We start from the raw sequence: 19849 nt of genomic DNA, 5'->3' as shown, positions 1-19849 counted from the left end.
GGCCCGTCGCATGTCGGCCACCAGTGATAGAAAGGTTCGGTTCTTCTCGACCCCCGTGTCCTTTCCGATCACGCCGAAGCCGAAGGTATGCGCTGATGACCGAGCCGCCCCAGCCGCCGAACCAGCCGCCCACGCCTTCCGGTTACGGCCACCTGCCGGGTCCGCCCCAGCAGGGTTACGGCTTCCCGCCGCAGGGCGCCAACCCGTACGCGCAGCCGCAGCCGCCGACGGTGCCGATGGCCCAGCAGCAGGGCGGCTACGGCTTCCCGCCTCCCGGTACGCCGCCCGGCATGCCCCCGGGTCCGCCGGTTCCCGGCGCTCCGGGCGGTCCCGGCGCTCCGGGCGCCGGCCGGCGCAAGACCGCCGTCGTGATCGCCGCGGCCGTCGCGGGCGTCCTCGTCCTGGGCACCGGGGCCTGGTTCGCGTTCGGCGACTCCGGCTCCGACAAGCCGGTCGCGCAGGGTCCGGCCTCCGCCGACCCGCAGCCGTCCGCCTCCGCGAGCGTCGACAAGGGCGACGGCAAGGGCGGCAACGGCTCCGTCGAGCAGACCGACCTCAACGCCGGCCGCAAGCCCGGCGAGGACAAGGTGCTGTGGCTGAAGACGGCCGCGCTCCAGGGCCCCGGCGCCGGCATCCCGACCAAGGGCATGTGGGTGCTCGGCGACACCGTCATCAAGACGGTCGACAAATCGATCGTCGGTTACGCGGTCACCGACGCCAAGGAGAAGTGGAAGCTCGACCTCAAGGCGGAGATCTGCGGCTTCACCGACCAGATCACGCCCGACGGCAGGACCGTCGTCATGGTCCAGGACGGCGGCGAGGGCGCCAACGCCAACTGCAACCAGATCAAGCTCGTCGACCTGAAGGCCGGCAAGGAGATCTGGACGAAGCCGCTGGAGAAGGAAGGCATCTTCGACGGCGACATCAACGCCGACGTCACCCTCACCGGTGACACCGTCGCCTTCAACCGGATGGGCGGCACCAGCGCCTACCGGATCAGCACCGGCGACAAGCTGTTCGCCGGCAAGGACGTCAAGGAGGGCTGCCGCCCGGACCGGTACGCCGCCGGCAACGGCCGGATGCTCGGCTTCTCCTACTGCGCCGACGCGGACCGCACCGTCGAGATCCAGGACGCCGACCCGGTCACCGGCAAGAAGACCTGGTCCTACAAGCTGCCCAAGGGCTACGACGTCGCGGGCGTCTACTCCGTCTCCCCGCCCGTCCTCGACCTGCGCGACCGCGACGCCAACAAGCGCGCCGTCCTCGCGCTGACCGACACGGGGCAGAAGCGCGCCAGCATGGACGCCCAGGGCTCCTTCGAGATCAACTGCGGTGTGGGCAGCAGCGAGGACCTCCAGGCCTGCGGCACCTCCGCCGTCGACGGGGACACGCTCTACCTCAACACCACCACGGACAACGGCAAGAACAACGAGGTCGTCGCCTTCGACATCGGCTCCGGCAAGGTCAAGTGGCGCCACGCGGCCGGTGAGAAGAAGAGCATCTTCAACCTGAGCGCCGGCAACGGCCAGGTGACCGCCTACCGCCTGGGCGCCTACAACGAACCCGGCGAGATCGTCTCCCTGGCGGCGGCCGGGGGCGCGCCCAAGACGCTCCTGAAGCTGCCCTCGGGACCGGCCGCGAAGATCGAGAGCTCCTTCATGTTCTCCCGGCGGGCCTACGTGGACGGGCGCTTCTTCCTGTCCGTCACCGATCTGACCGCCAACGGCAAGGACGAGAAGCTCCTCATGGCCTTCGGCAAGTGAACGAGTCCACCGAGTCGACCCAGCCGCCCACCGCGCCGCCCACCGAGAGGCAGTACACCCCCCGATGAGTACCCCGAGCACCCCGCCGCCCCCCGGGCAGCCCCCGAACCAGCCGCCCTCCGGCGGTTTCGGCGGGCCCCCGCCGGCGCCGCCCGCCGGTGGCTTCGGCGGCCCCACCCCGACGCCGCCCGCGCAGCCGCCCATGCCGCCGGCCGCGCCGCCCGTCCCGCCGACGGTCCCGCAGCCGACGGCGCAGCCCGCGTACGGCTACCCGCAGGACCAGCCCGGCTACGGCTACCCGCAGCAGCCGGCCACGGTGCAGGCCCCGCCGGTGCCGCCGGTCGGCGGCGGTACGTCGGGCGGCGGCGGTGACAAGCGCACCCAGCTGATGATCGTCGGCGCGGCCCTGCTGTCCATGGTCCTGATCGTCGGCGCCGGCTTCTGGTACGTCTCCGGCGACGAGTCCGGCGCCGACCGGCCCTCCGCCGACGGCGGCCCGAGCGGCTCGCCCGACGGGGACAAGCCCCCGGCCGGCGCGCCCGGCACCGAGAAGGTCCCGGCGAACCCCAAGTCGAAGACGCTGGTCAACGTGCCGAGCCCGACGCCGGCCGAAGTGATCTCCGTGGACGGCTCCTGGCTGACCGACACCACCTACATCAAGTCGGACATCGGCAAGGTCGTCGGCTACAACCTCGTCGACGGCGGCAAGAAGTGGGAGACCCCGCTTCCCGCCAACGTCTGCGGCGCGACCAAGCACATCAGCGACAACAAGTCGGCCATCCTCTTCGAGGAGGGCCCGGCGACCGAGCAGCAGAAGTACCCCCAGTGCACCCAGGTCGGCGTCATCGACCTGAACACCGGCAAGCTGCTGTGGTCCGCCTCCGCGAAGTCGGCCACCGGCGGCGACAAGCCGGTGCGGCTCTCCGAGGTCACCATCAGCGGCCAGACCGTCGCCGCCGCCGGCACCAGCGGCGGCGCCGCCTGGAACCTCGCCGACGGCAAGTCCCTGTGGCTGCCCAAGGTCGACGGCGAAGGCTGCTACGACATGGGCTACGCGGGCGGCGAGGCCCTCGCCGTCCTGCGCAAGTGCGGCCGCTCGCCCAACCAGAGCCTGCTGGCTCAGGTCCTCGACCCGACCAGCGGCGCCCCGAAGTCCTCCTACAAGCTGTCCCCGGGCATCGAGTGGGCGAGCATCATCTCCACCAAGCCGCTCATCGTCGCGGCCGACGTCGGCAAGACCGCCAAGAACGCCACCGGCGTCAGCGACCTGTTCGTCGTCGACGACGCCGGTCAGCTGAAGACCCGCATCGGCCTGTCCGAGGGCAACTACGCCCCCGAGTGCCCGGCCACCGAGGTCGAGCAGTGCCGCAACATCGTCGTCGGCAACGGCAAGGTCTACCTGCCCTCGTACGAGCACCAGGGCGCGACCTCCTCCGGCCGCACCAACGAGATCGTCTCCTTCGACCTGGAGACCGGCAAGGCCACCACCGACCGAGCCGACGCCGGCGAGCGGTACACCATGTACCCGTTGCGCATGGACGGGTCGCAGATCATCGCCCACAAGCTCGCCCCCTACAACGCGGGCGGTCAGGTCGTCAGCATCGACCCGGTGACGATGAAGCAGACCCTGCTGATGCAGAACCCGGCCGACAAGGCCAGCCAGCGGGCCGAGTCCGGCTTCTCCCTGAACCACTCGGAGTTCCGCTACCACAACGGCAAGTTCTTCATCTCGCGCACCAACGTGCGCAAGCCGTACTCCGACAACGGCGATCCGGAGTTCCTCTTCATCTCCTTCACCGCCAGCTGACGGAGCACCGTCGAACACGCGCCACGAAGCCCCCGGAAGGTCAGCCCTTCCGGGGGCTTTCGCGCGGTATCGGGCACGCTCCGTCGAACAAGCGTGTAGCTTGCCGGGTCAGAAGGATCTGGGGTGGGAGCCTTGATGGGCGTACGGGTCATGGTGGTCGACGAGCACCGGCTGCTGGCCGAGGCGCTCGCCTCGGCCCTGAAACTGCGCGGGCACCGGGTGCTCGCCGCCGCGGCACCGGCCGCGGGCGCGGCCGAACTGGTCATCAGCCGGGCCCCCGAGGTCTGTCTGTTCGGCACCGCGACCCCCGCCGAACCGGGGGTGTTCGAGCCCGTCGTCCGCATCAGACGCGAACGCCCGCAGATCGCCGTCGTCGTCCTGGGACCCGTCCCGAGCCCGCGCGGGATCGCGGCCGCCTTCGCCGCCGGGGCCTGCGGCTACGTACGCCAGGACGAGCGCATCGAGGGCGTCGAGCGGGCCCTGGCCAAGGCGCGGGGCGGAGAGGTGGCCATCTCCCCGCCGCTCCTGCAGGCGGCCTTCGCCGAACTGCTCAACCCCTCCGCCCAGCCCGACGACGAGGGCAGCCGGCTGCTGCGGCTGCTCACCCCGCGCGAGGTGGAGGTGCTGGTACGGGTCGCGGAGGGCGAGGACACCCGACTCATCGCCGCCGGGATGGAGATCGCGCCGAGCACGGCCCGTACGCACGTCCAGCGGGTCCTGATGAAGCTGGGCGTGGGATCGCGCCTGGAGGCCGCCGCACTCGCCGCCCGTACGGGGCTGCTGGAACGGGCGGTGCTGCCGGGGCGGGAGCAGAGCGCCGAGCCGGCGCGGGACGGCGTACCGGCACGGGACGGTCTGCCGGCGCGCGACGGCGTGCCGCGGCAGGCGCGGCCCTCGGGCGTGTGAGACGCCCCGACCGCGAATTTCCCCGGAGGCGCGTCATCCGGTAAGCCAGTGCGTGCACGCGCGTCCGCGTGCGTCCGCGAACAGTGGGAGTGCGAGTGAGCAAGTACCTGGTCACAGGCGGCGCCGGTTACGTGGGCGGCGTCGTCGCGGCCCACCTCCTGCAGGCCGGCCACGAGGTCACCGTCCTCGACGACCTGTCCACCGGCTTCGGCGAGGGCGTGCCCCCCGGCGCCCGCCTGGTCAACGGGCGCGTCCAGGACGCCGCGGCCCACCTGGACCCCTCCTACGACGCGGTGCTGCACTTCGCCGCCTCCTCGCAGGTCGGCGAGTCCGTGGTCAACCCCGGCAAGTACTGGGACAACAACGTCGGCGGCACCCTGGCGCTGCTCACCGCGATGCGGGAGGCCGGCGTGGGCACGCTCGTCTTCTCCTCCACCGCGGCCACCTACGGCGAGCCCGTCGACGGCGTGCTGACCGAGGAATCCGTCACCGCCCCCACCAACCCCTACGGCGCCTCGAAGCTGGCCGTCGACCACATGATCGCGGGGGAGTGCGCGGCGCACGGCCTCGCCGCCGTCTCCCTGCGCTACTTCAACGTGGCCGGCGCGTACGGCGCGTTCGGCGAACGCCACGACCCCGAGACCCACCTGATCCCGCTGGTCCTCCAGGTCGCGCTGGGCGAGCGCGAGTCGATCTCGGTGTTCGGCGACGACTACCCGACCCCCGACGGCACCTGCGTACGCGACTACATCCACGTCGCCGACCTCGCGGAGGCCCACCTGTCCGCGCTGCGCGTCGCGGCCCCGGGCGAGCACCTGGTCTGCAACCTCGGCAACGGCAACGGCTTCTCGGTCCGGGAGGTCATCGAGACCGTCCGCAAGGTCACCGGCCGGGAGATCCCGGAGGTCGTCGCCCCGCGCCGGGCCGGCGACCCGGCGGTCCTCGTCGCCTCCGCGCGCGCCGCCCACGAGCGCCTCGGCTGGACGCCCACCCGTTCCGACCTCACCCGCATCGTCACCGACGCCTGGGAGTTCGCCCGCCGCCGGCGCTGACCGCGAACGGCTCCGCGCCCCGCGCCCCTCGTACTGCGGTACGGGGGGCGCGCGTGCGTGCGGCGGGCGCGGTGGTCGGGCGCCGTGCGCGGGCGCCCGGCGTGCGTACGCCGGGTGAATCGACCTCCGTGCAACTGCCCGCGGCACGCGCCGGTCGACGTATCGCCCCCGGTATTCGCCTGACCGGCGAAATCCGGCCACCCGGGCGGCCGTTGCGTACCCACCCACGGGAAAATCGCTGGAAAAACTTCTGCTATTCGGCCAACCGCGAGGCGCGGGCGGCTCTACGCTGATGCGTGACACCGGTGGGGGCCGGTGTTGATTCAGGGGTCGAGACACGCCGGGTACGGCGTCCGGTCCGGGGTAGTTGCACAGATGTCTCGGCGGCGGCCGCGACTCCTTGTGGGCCACCTGGTCCGGGCGTCGTACCCGTAGTCGTCCGTTCCCCGACCCTTGGGGGTTTTGTGGTTCGTATCCGGGTCCTGGTGGTCGACGACCACCGCATCTTCGCCGAGTCTCTGGCAGCCGCGCTCGCGGCCGAGCCCGACGTGGACGTGTCCGCGGCGGGCAGCGGTCCCGCCGCCTCGCGCTGCCTGGATCGCGCAGCGGCCGAAGGGCGCCGCTTCGACGTGCTGCTCGTCGACGCCGACCTCGGCGCGGGCGTGGCCGCCGTCGGCCTGCCGATCCAGCGCGCGCCCGGCTCCGGTCCCGTGCCGGGTCCGGGGCCCGCGCCGCCGTCCGACGGGATCGCGCTGGTCGCGGGCGTGCGCGCGGCCCATCCGGGCGTCCGTACGGTGGTCCTCGCCGAGCGCGACGATCCCCGGCGGGCGGCGCTCGCCCTCCAGGCGGGGGCCTCCGGCTGGGTCGCCAAGGACTGTTCGCTGTCCCGCCTGCTGGCCGTCGTACGCGGGGTGCTGCGGGAGGAGACGCACCTGCCGCCCGCGCTGCTCACCGGGGTGCTGCGGGAGTTGACGGCCGCGCGCAAGCACCGCAGCGACAGCGAACGGCTCGTGGAGTCCCTCACGCCGCGCGAACACGAGGTGCTGCGCTGCATGGTGGCCGGGCTGGGGCGCAAGGACGTGGCCGCGCGCCTGTTCCTGTCCCCGCACACCGTCCGCACCCACATGCAGAACGTGCTGGGCAAGCTCGGCGTGCACTCGACGCTCGCCGCCGTGGCGCTGGCCCGCAGGGCGGGCGTGCGGCCGGCGGAGCTAGCCGGGGATGTTGTCGAACGGAGCGGTCAACTGGCGTAGCAGTCCCGCGAGGTCGACCCGTTGGGCCGTGGAGAGCTGGGCCAGGATCGCGCGTTCCTGGGCCAGCAGCCCGGCGAGCGACTGGTCGGCGCGGTCGCGCCCCTCGGGGGTGAGCCGCACGAGTACCCCGCGCCGGTCACTGGGGTCGGGCAGGCGCTCGACCAGGCCCTTCTTGGCGAGCCGGTCGATGCGGTTCGTCATGGTGCCCGAGGTGACGAGCGTCTGCGTCAGCAATTGGCCGGGGGAGAGCTGGTAGGGCGCTCCCGCGCGCCTCAGCGAGGTCAGGACGTCGAACTCCCACGGTTCCAGGCCGTGCTCGGAGAAGGCCAGCCTGCGGGCGCGGTCGAGGTGGCGCGCGAGCCGACTGACCCGGCTGAGCACTTCGAGCGGTTCCACGTCGAGGTCAGGGCGCTCTCGCCGCCATGCCGCGACCAGTCGGTCGACCTCGTCCTCCATGCCGATCAGTGTAAGGGGTCTGTCGATGTGAAGTCTCTTGAAGTCGAGAATCTTGACATCGAGATATAGTCTGGGCGACCATGGGGCATGGAGGGTGCCGGAAACGCTTCCGCTTCCGACCGCCCCACCAGTAGGGAGGCTCGAACATGCATTCCGACATCGCGCCGGCCGTGCCGCACCCCACGGCATTCCAGGACTCCGGCCCTTCCGCGCCCGTCTGGGACCCCCAGCAGTACCTGCGGCACGCGGGTCACCGGACCCGCCCCTTCCTCGACCTGCTGACCCGGATACCCGAGCTCCCCCACGCCGCCGCGGGCGCCGACCGCTCCGCGCGCATCGCCGACCTCGGCTGCGGCCCCGGCAACGTCACGGCCCTGCTCGCCGAGCGCTGGCCCGACGCCCACATCACCGGCTTCGACCTCTCCCCGGAGATGCTCCACCGCGCCGGCGCCGAGTACGGGGGCCCCACCCCCGGCGGGGGCCGGCTCGACTTCCGCCACGCCGACCTCGCGCACTGGATGCCCGAGGAGACCTACGACCTCATCGTCTCCAACGCCGCCCTCCAGTGGGTGCCCAGCCACCCCGGCTCCTTCGCCGCCTGGATCAACGGGCTGCGCCCCGGCGGGACCTTCGCCTTCCAGATCCCCGGCAACTTCACCGCCCCCAGCCACCGGCTGCTCGCCGAACTGTGCGACACGCCCAGGTGGCGCGACCGGCTCGCCGGGCACGGCGCCCGCTACGTCCACCTCCTCGAACCGGCCGAGTACCTCGCCCGGTTCACCGAGCTGGGATGCGCCGTGGACGTCTGGGAGACCACCTACCACCAGCTCCTCCAGGGCGCCGACCCGGTGCTCGACTGGGTCAAGGGGACGGCGCTGCGGCCCGTGCTCACCGCCCTCGGCGAGGACCACGAGGCCGTGGAGGGCTTCCTGTCCGAGTACCGGGACCTGCTGCGCCAGGCCTACCCGACGGGGCCGCGCGGCACCGTTTTCCCGTTCCGGCGGATCTTCGCCGTCGCCCGCAAGGAGGCCTGACCGTGCTGATCGCCGTCGACCACGTCCAACTCGCCGCGCCACCGGGGTCCGAGGAGAGGCTGCGCGCCTACTACCGCGACGTCCTGGGCATGACCGAGGTCTCCAAACCGCCCGTCCTCGCCGCGCGCGGGGGCTGCTGGTTCGCCGCGGGCGACGTCCGGCTGCACCTGGGGGTGGAAGAGGACTTCAGGCCGGCCCGCAAGGCGCACCCCGGGTTGAGGGTCGTCGACATCGAGGGGATCGCGCGCAGACTCCGGGAAGCCGGCGTCGAGGTGCTGTGGGACGACAACCTCCCGGGTGAGCGCCGGTTCCACACCGAGGACCCCGTCGGCAACCGGCTGGAGTTCCTGGAGGCGGTCGCGATCTGACCGCCGCCCGACGCGACGGCGCCCCGCCACCGGACCTCCGGTGACGGGGCGCCGTCGCGTTCGGGGCGTGCGCGCCGCCGCCCTCGCGTGCGCTCAGCTCTTGCGGTGGCCCACCAGGCGGGGCTTGGCCTCCAGGTTCTCCAGCCCGTGCCAGGCCAGGTTCACCAGGTGCGCCGCGACCTCGGCCTTCTTCGGCCGCCGCGTCTCCAGCCACCACTGCCCGGTCAGTGCCACCATCCCGACCAGCGCCTGCGCGTAGAGCGGGGCCAGCTTGGGGTCGAAGCCCCGGGCCTTGAACTCCAGCCCGAGGATGTCCTCCACCTGCGTGGCGATGTCGCTGATCAGCGAGGCGAACGTACCCGTCGACTGGGCCACGGGCGAGTCCCGGACCAGGATCCGGAAGCCGTCCGTGTAGTTCTCGATGTAGTCGAGCAGTGCGAACGCCGCCTGCTCCAGCAGCTCACGCGGGTGCCCCGCCGTCAGCGCCCCGGTCACGCCGTCCAGCAACTGGCGCATCTCGCGGTCCACGACCACCGCGTAGAGGCCCTCCTTGCCGCCGAAGTGCTCGTACACCACCGGCTTGGACACCCCGGCCTTCGCCGCGATCTCCTCCACCGAGGTGCCTTCGAACCCCTTCTCCGCGAACAGGGTGCGGCCGATGTCCAGCAGTTGCTGGCGCCGCTCGGCGCCCGTCATCCGGACCCGGCGGCCCCGCCGGGGCTTGTCGCTGCTGGAACTGCTGCCGTCGATCGCCACGTCCCCCATCATGCCGCGTTCGACGTCTTTTCCTTGCGCCGGGCGTCGATGCGCGCCTCGGACGGCCACCGCACGTCCGTGGCCCAGCCCAGCTGTTCGAACCAGCGGATCAGCCGTGCGCTGGAGTCGACCTGACCGCGCAGCACCCCGTGCCGTGCCGAAGTCGGGTCGGCGTGGTGCAGGTTGTGCCAGGACTCGCCGCAGGAGAGCACCGCCAGCCACCACACGTTGCCGGAGCGGTCGCGGGACTTGAACGGCCGCTTGCCCACCGCGTGACAGATCGAGTTGATGGACCACGTCACGTGGTGCAGCAGCGCCACGCGCACCAGCGAGCCCCAGAAGAAGGCGGTGAACGCGCCCCACCACGACATCGTCACCAGACCGCCGACCACCGGCGGGATCGCCAGCGAGAAGATCGTCCAGAACACGAAGTCGCGCGAGATCCGCCGGATCGCCGGGTCCTTGATCAGGTCGGGCGCGTACTTCTGCTGGTTGGTCTGCTCCTCGTCGAACAGCCAGCCGATGTGCGCCCACCACAGGCCCTTCATCAGCGCCGGCACGGTCTCGCCGAACCGCCACGGCGAGTGCGGGTCACCCTCGTGGTCGGAGTACTTGTGGTGCTTGCGGTGGTCCGCCACCCAGCGCACCAGCGGCCCCTCCACCGCCATCGACCCCATGATCGCCAGCGCGATCCGCAGCGGCCGCTTCGCCTTGAAGGAACCGTGCGTGAAGTAGCGGTGGAAGCCGATGGTGATGCCGTGGCAGGCCAGGAAGTACATGAACACCATCAGGCCGACGTCCAGCCAGCTCACCCCCCAGCCCCAGGCCAGCGGGATCGCCGCCAGCAACGCCAGGAAGGGCACGGTGATGAACAGCAGCAGCGCGATCTGCTCGACGGACCGCTTCTGCTCACCGCCGCGGGTCGCGGAGGCGTCGTCCGCCGCGCCCGGGGTCGGGGAGGACGACGAGGCGTCCTCGATGAGATCGGGACTGATGGTCATGGGGGTCCCCTGGGGGGTGAGAGTCGGCAGGTGCCGGGCCCACGGACCCTACGGATCCGTAACCTACGGCATCGTAAGTATGGCAAAGCTCCGGCACCCGGCAAGAGGACCCGCCCCCGCACCACCCCCCTGCCACGACCCGCGCAGGCGCCGCGCCGCACCCCCGTCGCGACCCGCGCCGGGCCCGGACGGGCGGGCTCTGCCGGGGCACAGGTACGGGACACCTATCCTGGTGTCGTCGGACAGCGCGGTCCGCACGGGTAGTCCGGGCTGCACATCGAAGCGGCGCCGCCGCGCGCAGCCGGGAACCCACCGCCCAGTAGCGCTCGAACACTGCAAGGAGCCGCACCTGTGAGCAGTGCTGACCAGGTCCCCGCCACCCCCGCCGCCCCGTCGGCGCCGACGACCTCCGCCGAGAACGCCAACGCGGAGCTGCGCGCGGACATCCGTCGCCTCGGCGACCTCCTCGGCGAGACGCTCGTACGCCAGGAGGGGCAGGACCTCCTCGACCTCGTCGAGCAAGTACGCGCCCTGACCCGCACCGACGGCGAAGCCGCTGCGGCGCTGCTCGGCGACACCGACCTGGAGACCGCCGCCAAGCTGGTGCGCGCCTTCTCCACCTACTTCCACCTCGCCAACGTCACCGAGCAGGTGCACCGCGGCAAGGAGCTGCGCGCCCACCGCGCCGCCGAGGGCGGCCTCCTGGCCCGCACCGCGGACATGCTGAAGGACGCCGACCCCGAGCACCTGCGCGACACGGTCCGCAACCTCAACGTCCGGCCCGTCTTCACCGCGCACCCCACCGAGGCCGCGCGCCGCAGCGTCCTGAACAAGCTGCGCCGCATCGCCGCCCTGCTGGAGGAGCCCGTCTCCGGCGCCGGCGAGCGCCGCCGCCACGACCTGCGGCTCGCCGAGAACATCGACCTCGTCTGGCAGACCGACGAGCTGCGCGTCGTGCGCCCCGAGCCGGCCGACGAGGCCCGCAACGCCATCTACTACCTCGACGAGCTGCACGCGGGCGCCGTCGGCGACGTCCTGGAGGACCTCGCCGCCGAGCTCCAGCGCGTCGGCGTCGAGCTGCCCGCGGGCACCCGTCCGCTGACCTTCGGCACCTGGATCGGCGGTGACCGCGACGGCAACCCGAACGTCACCCCCGAGGTCACCCGCGACGTCCTGATCCTCCAGCACGAGCACGGCATCACCGACGCCCTCGAACTGGTCGACTTCCTGCGCGGCCTGCTGTCGAACTCGATCCGCTACACCGGCGCCACCGAGGAGCTCCTCACCTCCCTCCAGGCGGACCTGGAGCGCCTCCCGGAGATCAGCCCCCGCTACAAGCGGCTGAACGCCGAGGAGCCGTACCGGCTCAAGGCCACCTGCATCCGCCAGAAGCTCCTCAACACCCGCGAGCGCCTCGCCAAGGGCATCCCGCACGAGGAGGGTCGCGACTACCTCGGCACCGCCGAGCTGCTCACCGACCTCACGCTGATCCAGACCAGCCTGCGCGAGCACCGCGGCGCCCTGTTCGCCGACGGCCGCATGGACCGCACCATCCGCACGCTGGCCGCCTTCGGCCTCCAGCTCGCCACCATGGACGTGCGCGAGCACGCCGACGCCCACCACCACGCCCTCGGCCAGCTCTTCGACCGGCTCGGCGAGGAGTCGTGGCGCTACGCCGACATGCCGCGCGACTACCGGCAGAAGCTGCTGGCGAAGGAGCTGCGCTCGCGCCGCCCGCTGGCCCCCACCCCGGCCCCGCTCGACGCCGCCGGCGCCAAGACCCTCGGCGTCTTCGGCGCGATCAAGGACGCCTTCGAGAAGTTCGGCCCCGAGGTCATCGAGTCGTACATCATCTCGATGTGCCAGGGCGCCGACGACGTGTTCGCCGCCGCCGTCCTCGCCCGCGAGGCCGGTCTGCTCGACCTGCACGCCGGCTGGGCCAAGATCGGCATCGTCCCGCTCCTGGAGACCACCGACGAGCTGCGCGCCGCCGACGTCATCCTCGACGAGATGCTCGCGGACCCGTCCTACCGCCGCCTCGTCTCGCTGCGCGGGGACGTGCAGGAGGTCATGCTCGGCTACTCCGACTCCTCCAAGTTCGGCGGCATCACCACCTCGCAGTGGGAGATCCACCGCGCCCAGCGCCGGCTGCGCGACGTCGCCCACCGCTACGGCGTGCGCCTGCGCCTCTTCCACGGTCGCGGCGGCACCGTCGGCCGTGGTGGCGGCCCCTCGCACGACGCGATCCTCGCCCAGCCCTGGGGCACCCTGGAGGGCGAGATCAAGGTCACCGAGCAGGGCGAGGTGATCTCCGACAAGTACCTGGTGCCGTCGCTGGCCCGGGAGAACCTGGAGCTGACCGTCGCGGCCACCCTCCAGGCCTCCGCCCTGCACACGGCCCCCCGCCAGTCCGACGACGACCTGGCCCGCTGGGACGCCGCCATGGACGTCGTCTCGGACGCCGCGCACGGCGCGTACCGCGCGCTCGTCGAGGACCCGGACCTGCCGGCGTACTTCTTCGCGGCGACCCCGGTGGACCAGCTCGCCGACCTGCACCTGGGCTCCCGGCCCTCCCGCCGGCCCGACTCGGGCGCCGGCCTCGACGGCCTGCGCGCGATCCCGTGGGTGTTCGGCTGGACCCAGTCCCGTCAGATCGTCCCCGGTTGGTACGGCGTCGGTTCCGGCCTGAAGGCGCTGCGCGAGGCCGGTCAGGACGGTGCGCTGGCGGAGATGGGCGAGCGCTGGCACTTCTTCCGCAACTTCCTGTCCAACGTCGAGATGACGCTGGCCAAGACGGACCTGCGGATCGCCCGCCACTACGTCGACACGCTGGTGCCGGAGAACCTCAAGCACGTGTTCGCCCGCATCGAGGCCGAGCACGAGCTGACCGTCCGCGAGGTGCTGCGCATCACCGGCGGGGAGAAGCTGCTGGACTCCCAGCCCGTCCTCCAGCAGACGTTCGCCGTCCGCGACGCCTACCTGGACCCGATCTCCTACCTCCAGGTCTCGCTGCTGGCCCGTCAGCGCGCCGCCGCCGCCCGCGGCGAGGAGGCGGACCCGCTGCTGGGGCGCGCCCTGCTGCTGACCGTCAACGGTGTCGCCGCCGGTCTGCGCAACACCGGCTGACGCTCCCCGTACGCGCGAAGGCCCCCGCACACCCGGTCTCCCGGGGTGCGGGGGCCTTCGCGTCTCTCCGTACGCCGTACTTCGTGCACTGTACTTCGTACGCCGTACGGGGAGGTGGGGTCAGGAGTTGTACGTCGACTGCGCGCGTTCCAGGCCCTCCGCGAGGAGGCACTCCACCGCGTCGGCGGAGCGGTCCACGAACCAGTCGAGGTCCTTGCGCTCCGTGGAGGAGAAGTCCTTCAGCACGAAGTCCGCGACCTGCATGCGGCCCGGCGGGCGGCCGATGCCGCAGCGCACGCGGTGGTAGTCGGGGCCCATCGCCTTCGTCATCGACTTCAGCCCGTTGTGGCCGTTGTCCCCGCCGCCCAGCTTCAGGCGCAGGGTCGGGTAGTCGATGTCGAGTTCGTCGTGGATCGCGAGGATCCGGTCGGTGGGCACCTTGTAGAAGTCGCGCAGCGCCGTGACCGGCCCGCCCGACAGGTTCATGAACGACATGGGCTTGGCCAGCACGATCCGGCGGCTCGCCGGCCCGGGCGGGCCGATGCGGCCCTCGACGACCTGGGCCCGTGCCTTGCCGTGGGCCTTGAACCGGCCGCCGATGCGCTCGGCCAGCAGGTCCGCGACCATGAACCCGATGTTGTGGCGGTTGCCCGCGTACTCCGCGCCGGGGTTCCCGAGGCCGACGATCAGCCAGGGTGCCGCGTCGTCCGACATCAAAAGCTCCTCAATACCGTGAACGAGAACGACCGCCGTCCCGCTCCAGTGGAGCCGGACGGCGGTCGGTCAGCAACTGCTGAGGGGGTGGGGCGAGGCTCAGGCCTCGTCGCCCTCGGCGGCCTCGGCGGCCGGCTCCTCGGCCTGCGGGGCGACGACCTGCAGGACGGCGGTCTCGCCGTCGACGGCCAGGGTGGTGCCGGCCGGCAGGACCAGGTCGGAGGCGTGCACGGTGGCACCGGCCTCCAGGCCCGCGATGGAGACGGTGATCTCGGTCGGGATGTGGGTGGCCTCGGCCTCGACGGAGACGGTCGTCAGGAGGGTCTCCAGCAGGTTGCCGCCGGCGGCCAGGTCGCCCTCGGTCACGACGGGAACCTCGACGGTGACCTTCTCGCCCTTCTTGACGATGAGGAAGTCGACGTGGCTCAGGGTGCGCTTGACGGGGTGGCGCTGGACGGCCTTGGGGATGACCAGCTCGGTGCCGTCGCCCGCGATGTCCAGGGAGAGCAGGGCGTTCGGGGTCTTCAGGGCCATCATCAGGCCGTGGCCCTCGACGTCGACGTGCTTCGGGGCGGTGCCGTGACCGTAGATGACACCGGGGACCAGGCCGTCGCGACGGGCCTGACGGGCGGCGCCCTTGCCGAAGTTGGTGCGCGTGGAAGCGGAAAGCTTGATCTCGGACATGCTCACTCCTCGTGGGGTGACGGAACGGACGAAAGTCACCCGGCCTGAACGGCCTGCTACGAAGAGCGCGTCGATAACGGAGCCTCCGTACCGGAAAACAGGTACGGCCTCCCTCGCCGAGCAACTCACAGAGTGTACCCGGCGGGGGAGGCCGCACCAAAAGGATCTACCGGGGGCCGATCAGCCCTGCTCCTCGAAGAGGCTCGTGACCGAACCGTCCTCGAAGACCTCGCGCACCGCGCGGGCCACCATCGGGGCGATCGACAGGACCGTGATCTTGTCGAGCTCCAGGTCGGAGGGGTCCGGCAGGGTGTTCGTGAAGATGAACTCGCTGACCTTGGAGTTCTTCAGGCGGTCGGCGGCCGGGCCGGAGAGGATGCCGTGCGTGGCCGTGACGATGACGTCCTCGGCGCCGTGTGCGAACAGCGCGTCGGCGGCGGCGCAGATGGTGCCACCGGTGTCGATCATGTCGTCGACCAGGACGCAGACGCGGCCCTTGACCTCACCGACGACCTCGTGGACGGTCACCTGGTTGGCGACGTCCTTGTCGCGGCGCTTGTGCACGATGGCCAGCGGCGCGTCCAGGCGGTCGCACCAGCGGTCGGCGACGCGCACGCGGCCGGCGTCCGGGGAGACGATCGTCAGCTTGGTGCGGTCGACCTTGGCGCCCACGTAGTCCGCGAGGACCGGCAGGGCCGAGAGGTGATCGACGGGGCCGTCGAAGAAGCCCTGGATCTGGTCGGTGTGCAGGTCGACCGTGAGGATGCGGTCGGCACCCGAGGTCTTCAGCAGGTCGGCGACCAGGCGGGCCGAGATCGGCTCGCGGCCCTTGTGCTTCTTGTCCTGACGGGCGTAGCCGTAGGAGGGGATGATCACGGTGATGGAACGCGCCGACGCGCGCTTCAGCGCGTCGATCATGATCAGCTGCTCCATGATCCACTTGTTGATCGGAGCCGTGTGGCTCTGGATCAGGAAGCAGTCCGCGCCGCGAGCCGACTCCTGGAAGCGGACGTAGATCTCACCGTTCGCGAAGTCGAAAGCCTTGGTCGGCACGAGGCCGACTCCCAGCTGGTGTGCGACCTCCTCGGCCAGCTCGGGGTGGGCGCGGCCGGAGAAGAGCATCAGCTTCTTCTCGCCGGTCGTCTTGATCCCGGTCACAGCACTGTCTCCTCAGACGTGTGGAAAGCTGCTCGCCCCCGTGTGCGTCCGTCCCGCACACGGTGAGCCAGCCGAATTGCGTGCACCTATCACGGTACGCCGTCCCGGGCGTACCTGTTTCCGGTCAGTTCACCTCAACGGCGTCCGGAGTCCTCGTCGGCCGACGACTGCGCGGCCGTGGCGGCCGCGCTGCCGGGGCGCTTGCGGGCCACCCAACCCTCGATATTCCGCTGCTGGCCACGGGCCACGGCCAGGGCGCCGGGCGGCACGTCCTTGGTGATCACCGAGCCGGCGGCCGTGTAGGCGCCGTCCCCGATGGTGACGGGAGCCACAAACATGTTGTCCGAACCCGTCTTGCAGTGTGAGCCGACGGTGGTGTGGTGCTTGTGCTCGCCGTCGTAGTTCACGAACACGCTGGCCGCGCCGATGTTCGTGTACTCGCCGATGGTCGCGTCGCCGACGTACGAGAGGTGGGGGACCTTGGTGCCCTCGCCGATCGTCGCGTTCTTCATCTCGACGTAGGTGCCGGCCTTCGCCTTCAGCCCCAGGTTGGTGCCGGGCCGCAGGTAGGCGAAGGGGCCCACCGAGGCGGACTCGCCGATCACGGCGCCGTCCGCCACCGTGTTGTCCACGCGGGCGCGGGCGCCCACCCGGGTGTCCTTCAGGCGGGTGTTCGGGCCGACCTCGGCCCCCTCGCCGATGTGGGTGTCGCCGATCAGCTGGGTGCCCGGGTGGATCAGGGCGTCCTGCCCGAAGGTGACGGTGACGTCCACGAAGGTGCCGGTCGGGTCCACGACGGTGACGCCCGCGAGCATCGCCCGCTCCAGCAGGCGCGCGTTCAGTAGGGCGCGCGCCTCGGCGAGCTGCACGCGGTTGTTGATGCCGAGGATCTCGCGGTGGTCGGGGCCGACGGCCGCGCCGACGCGGTGGCCGGCCTCGCGCAGGATGCCGAGGACGTCGGTGAGGTACTCCTCGCCCTGGCTGTTGTCGGTGCGGACCTTGCCGAGGGCCTCGGTCAGCAGGGCGCCGTCGAAGGCGAACACCCCGGAGTTGATCTCCGAGATGGCGCGCTGGGCGTCGGTGGCGTCCTTGTGCTCGACGATGGCGGTCACCGCGCCGGTGGCCTCGTCGCGCACGATCCGCCCGTAGCCGGTGGAGTCGGGGACCTCGGCGGTGAGCACGGTGACGGCGTTGCCGTCGGCCTCGTGGGTCGCGGTGAGGCGGGCGAGGGTGTCGCCGGTCAGCAGCGGGGTGTCCCCGCACACGACGACGACCGTGCCGGTCACCGCGCCGCCGAGCTCTTCGAGGCCCATGCGGACGGCGTGCCCGGTGCCGTTCTGCTCGTACTGCACGGCGGTGCGGACCTCGGCGTCGATGCCGGCCAGGTGCGCGGTGACCTGCTCGCGGGCGTGGCCGACGACGACGACCAGGTGCGTGGGGTCCAGCTCGCGGGAGGCGGCGACCACGTGACCGACGAGCGAGCGCCCGCAGATCTCGTGCAGGACCTTGGGAGTGGCCGACTTCATGCGGGTGCCCTCACCCGCTGCGAGTACGACGACGGCTGCCGGGCGGGTTGCGCTCACGGGTGTGCCCTTCGGCTTCGGGGGTGGACCCGTGAAGGATAGCGGGGGCCCCGTACCGCTCAACGAACGCGGGTCCCGACCGTGGAGGTCAGGACCCGGAACCCGAACGCGCGTGTTCGGTGAGCTCCCGGAGAAGGATTCGAACCCTCATTCAATGGACCAAAACCATTTGTCCTGCCCTTAGACGATCCGGGATGGTTCGCCCTTTGAGTCCGATTTCGTTGATCGGATTCGGTTGCAGCCCCTACTATGCCGCACCGGCCGCCCCGGGCGCGACGGTATCGAGCGGCGCTTCGCCGGACCGCGATCCGTACGCTGGACGGCATGACCGATACGGGGGAAGAGAAGGACGGAGCAGGGCGGGACGGGCCCTGGTGGTGGGAGAGGCGGCGGGCGGCCGCCCTGGACGTGGGACTCGCGGCACTGTCCGCCGCCGAGTGTGCGCTGGAAGGGGTGCCCTTCGCCCGGGAATCGGGGCTCCCGGTGGCCGTCGGGGTGCTGTTCGGGCTGGTGGTGGGGGCCACGCTGCTGCTGCGCCGGCGGTGGCCCGTCGCGGTGGTGATCGTCGGCATCGGCGTCGCGCCGGCCATGATGGGCTTCCTCCTCGGCGTGGTCGGCCTCTACACCCTGGCCGCGTGCGAGGTGCCGCGGCGCGTCATAGCGACGCTGGGCTCGATGTCGCTCGCCGGGACCTTCGCGGTGACCTACCTGCGCACCCGCGGGGACGTCGAGGCCGACGGCGCGCTGGTGATCGTGCTCTCCGGGTTCATGGCGGTGGCGCTGACCGTGCCGCCCGTCCTGCTCGGGATGTACGTCGGCGCGCGGCGCCGGCTGATGGAGAGCCTCCAGGAACGCGCCGACTCGCTGGAACGCGAGCTGTCGCTGCTCGCCGACCGGGCCGAGGAACGCGCCGAGTGGGCCCGTACGGAGGAACGCACGCGCATCGCGCGCGAGATGCACGACGTGGTGGCGCACCGGGTGTCGCTGATGGTGGTGCACGCGGCGGCCCTGCAGGCGGTGGCGGTCAAGGACCCCGCCAAGGCGGCGCGCAACGCGGCTCTGGTGGGGGACATGGGGCGGCAGGCGCTGACCGAGCTGCGGGAGATGCTCGGCGTGCTGCGGTCCGCGCCGCCCCGGCCGCAGCCGGCGGCCGGGCACACCGAGGCGGCCGGCGTGGTCGGGGCCGCCGGGATCGTGGGGGCCGCCGGGGCGGCCGTCGTGCTCGCGCCGGCCGGCGCCGAGGAGGGACCCACGCTGGACGAGCTGGACGCGCTGGTGGAGCAGTCCCGGGCGGCCGGGATGAGCGTCGAGGTGGTGGTGCAGGGGGACAGGTGCGCCTACCCGGCCGAGGTGGAGCAGACGGCGTACAGGGTGGTGCAGGAGGCGCTCACCAACTGCCACAAGCACGCTCCCGGCGCACGGGTCGTCGTACGCCTCGCCCATCGGGACGGGGAGGTCGCCACCCAGGTGGAGAACGGGCCCACGGGCGCGGACGCGCCGCGACCCGGCCTGCCGAGCGGGGGGAACGGGCTCGTGGGGATGCGCGAGCGCGTCTGCGGCCTCGGCGGGGTGTTCGTGTCCGGTCCCACCGAGGCGGGCGGGTTCAAGGTGTCGGCGGTGCTGCCCGCGCGGTAGGCCTCGCGCGGGGCGGGTCGCCGCCTCGCGCGGGCGGGTGTCAGGGGGTCGTGGTGAGGCGGGCCGGCTGGAGGCCGGTCAGCAGCAGCACCAGGGCGTCGTCGAGGCCCGCGCCGAGGTACCAGTCGCCGGTGTGGTCGATGCCGTACACGCGGCCCTCGCGGTCGATCGCGAGGTGGGAGCCGCCGTCGGCGTCGGCCCCCAGCGGGCACAGCTGCGTGGACAGCGCGCGGCCGAGGTCGGCGAAGGTGCGGGCCAGGTGCAGGCCCGTCAGGGGGTCGATGCGGACCCGGGCGGGCGCTATCTGCCGGCCCGGCCCCGGCGCGGTCAGGTTCAGCCCCCCGAACTCCGCCCAGGCCTCGACGGCCGCGGGGAAGACCGTGTGCCGGTGCCCGGCGGGCGTGGTGTGGTCGCGCAGGGCGTCGGCCCAGTACTCGGCCTGCTTGATGTCCCAGCGGCCGGGCTCCCAGCCGGCGGTGCGCAGCGCGGAGTCGACGGCGCCGGTGAACCGGGTGGCCGAGGAGCGGTCGTAGGAGGCGGAGGAGGGGGTCAT

Annotated in this window: 17 protein-coding genes and 1 tRNA gene; 9 read left to right on the top strand and 9 right to left on the bottom strand. The window is 72.0% G+C overall.

Going from position 1 to position 19849, the window contains the following annotated elements:
• Positions 1-95: 95 nt before the first annotated feature.
• The 5 genes from AB0D01_RS12390 (at position 96) to AB0D01_RS12370 (ending at position 6781) form a co-directional block, all read left to right on the top strand.
• The gene (locus tag AB0D01_RS12390; protein WP_363055069.1) at positions 96-1763 is read left to right on the top strand and encodes a PQQ-binding-like beta-propeller repeat protein; all 1668 of its coding nucleotides are present in this window, start codon (positions 96-98) and stop codon (positions 1761-1763) included.
• 64 nt (positions 1764-1827) lie between these two features.
• Positions 1828-3570 carry a PQQ-binding-like beta-propeller repeat protein gene (locus tag AB0D01_RS12385; RefSeq protein ID WP_363055068.1) on the top strand — a complete coding sequence of 581 codons (1743 nt, stop codon included), beginning with the start codon at positions 1828-1830 and terminating at the stop codon, positions 3568-3570.
• 135 nt (positions 3571-3705) lie between these two features.
• Entirely contained in the window at positions 3706-4476 is a 771-nt protein-coding gene (locus AB0D01_RS12380) for a LuxR C-terminal-related transcriptional regulator (RefSeq protein WP_363055168.1), read from the top strand.
• An 89-nt stretch (positions 4477-4565) separates the two neighbouring features.
• A complete protein-coding gene (galE, locus tag AB0D01_RS12375; RefSeq protein ID WP_363055067.1) occupies positions 4566-5528 on the top strand; it encodes a UDP-glucose 4-epimerase GalE in 963 nt (320 codons plus the stop codon).
• 464 nt (positions 5529-5992) lie between these two features.
• Positions 5993-6781 (top strand): response regulator transcription factor, encoded by a 789-nt coding sequence (locus tag AB0D01_RS12370; protein WP_363055066.1) that lies wholly within the window; start codon positions 5993-5995, stop codon positions 6779-6781.
• On the opposite strand, the gene AB0D01_RS12365 is transcribed toward AB0D01_RS12370, so the two are convergent.
• Positions 6740-7237 carry a MarR family transcriptional regulator gene (locus tag AB0D01_RS12365; protein WP_249766361.1) on the bottom strand — a complete coding sequence of 166 codons (498 nt, stop codon included), beginning with the start codon at positions 7235-7237 and terminating at the stop codon, positions 6740-6742. The two genes, AB0D01_RS12370 and AB0D01_RS12365, sit on opposite strands and share 42 nt — an antisense overlap.
• 146 nt (positions 7238-7383) lie before the next feature.
• On the opposite strand from AB0D01_RS12365, the gene AB0D01_RS12360 reads away from it, so the two are divergent.
• Complete coding sequence (locus AB0D01_RS12360; protein WP_363055065.1) at positions 7384-8271, top strand: trans-aconitate 2-methyltransferase; 888 nt, start codon at positions 7384-7386, stop codon at positions 8269-8271.
• A gap of 2 nt (positions 8272-8273) precedes the next feature.
• On the top strand, positions 8274-8639 hold the full coding sequence (locus tag AB0D01_RS12355) for a VOC family protein (protein ID WP_363055064.1): 366 nt from the start codon (positions 8274-8276) through the stop codon (positions 8637-8639).
• Positions 8640-8732: 93 nt separating this feature from the next.
• On the opposite strand, the gene AB0D01_RS12350 is transcribed toward AB0D01_RS12355, so the two are convergent.
• Positions 8733-9407, bottom strand: a complete 675-nt coding sequence (locus AB0D01_RS12350) for a TetR/AcrR family transcriptional regulator (RefSeq protein ID WP_363055063.1) — start codon at positions 9405-9407, stop codon at positions 8733-8735.
• Positions 9404-10396: an acyl-CoA desaturase gene (locus AB0D01_RS12345; RefSeq protein ID WP_363055062.1), complete on the bottom strand. Its 993-nt coding sequence runs from the start codon at positions 10394-10396 to the stop codon at positions 9404-9406. Before AB0D01_RS12345 ends, AB0D01_RS12350 begins: the two co-directional genes overlap by 4 nt.
• 432 nt (positions 10397-10828) lie before the next feature.
• Here AB0D01_RS12345 and ppc point away from each other — a divergent pair, with 432 nt between their 5' ends.
• Entirely contained in the window at positions 10829-13522 is a 2694-nt protein-coding gene (ppc, locus tag AB0D01_RS12340; RefSeq protein ID WP_363055167.1) for a phosphoenolpyruvate carboxylase, read from the top strand.
• A 120-nt stretch (positions 13523-13642) separates the two neighbouring features.
• On the opposite strand, the gene pth is transcribed toward ppc, so the two are convergent.
• From pth to AB0D01_RS12315, 5 genes are all read right to left on the bottom strand, one after another.
• The gene (gene pth, locus AB0D01_RS12335) at positions 13643-14236 is read right to left on the bottom strand and encodes an aminoacyl-tRNA hydrolase (RefSeq protein WP_363055061.1); all 594 of its coding nucleotides are present in this window, start codon (positions 14234-14236) and stop codon (positions 13643-13645) included.
• Between the two features lie 99 nt (positions 14237-14335).
• Positions 14336-14920 (bottom strand): 50S ribosomal protein L25/general stress protein Ctc, encoded by a 585-nt coding sequence (locus tag AB0D01_RS12330; protein ID WP_363055060.1) that lies wholly within the window; start codon positions 14918-14920, stop codon positions 14336-14338.
• A gap of 180 nt (positions 14921-15100) precedes the next feature.
• A complete protein-coding gene (locus AB0D01_RS12325) occupies positions 15101-16078 on the bottom strand; it encodes a ribose-phosphate diphosphokinase (protein ID WP_363055059.1) in 978 nt (325 codons plus the stop codon).
• 134 nt (positions 16079-16212) lie between these two features.
• Positions 16213-17661 (bottom strand): bifunctional UDP-N-acetylglucosamine diphosphorylase/glucosamine-1-phosphate N-acetyltransferase GlmU, encoded by a 1449-nt coding sequence (gene glmU / locus AB0D01_RS12320; RefSeq protein ID WP_363055058.1) that lies wholly within the window; start codon positions 17659-17661, stop codon positions 16213-16215.
• A gap of 124 nt (positions 17662-17785) precedes the next feature.
• Positions 17786-17856 (bottom strand) — tRNA-Gln (locus AB0D01_RS12315).
• Positions 17857-17985: 129 nt separating this feature from the next.
• On the opposite strand from AB0D01_RS12315, the gene AB0D01_RS12310 reads away from it, so the two are divergent.
• Positions 17986-19296: a histidine kinase gene (locus AB0D01_RS12310; protein WP_363055057.1), complete on the top strand. Its 1311-nt coding sequence runs from the start codon at positions 17986-17988 to the stop codon at positions 19294-19296.
• A 40-nt stretch (positions 19297-19336) separates the two neighbouring features.
• Here the strand turns inward: AB0D01_RS12310 and AB0D01_RS12305 are convergent, their stop codons facing one another.
• A complete protein-coding gene (locus tag AB0D01_RS12305; protein ID WP_363055056.1) occupies positions 19337-19849 on the bottom strand; it encodes an SUKH-3 domain-containing protein in 513 nt (170 codons plus the stop codon).

The sequence above is a fragment of the Streptomyces sp. NPDC048606 genome (genome assembly GCF_040650855.1).
Classification (GTDB): Bacteria; Actinomycetota; Actinomycetes; order Streptomycetales; family Streptomycetaceae; genus Streptomyces.
Note: the sequence above shows the minus strand (reverse complement) of the source record. Positions and strands in the feature narration are given on the sequence as shown.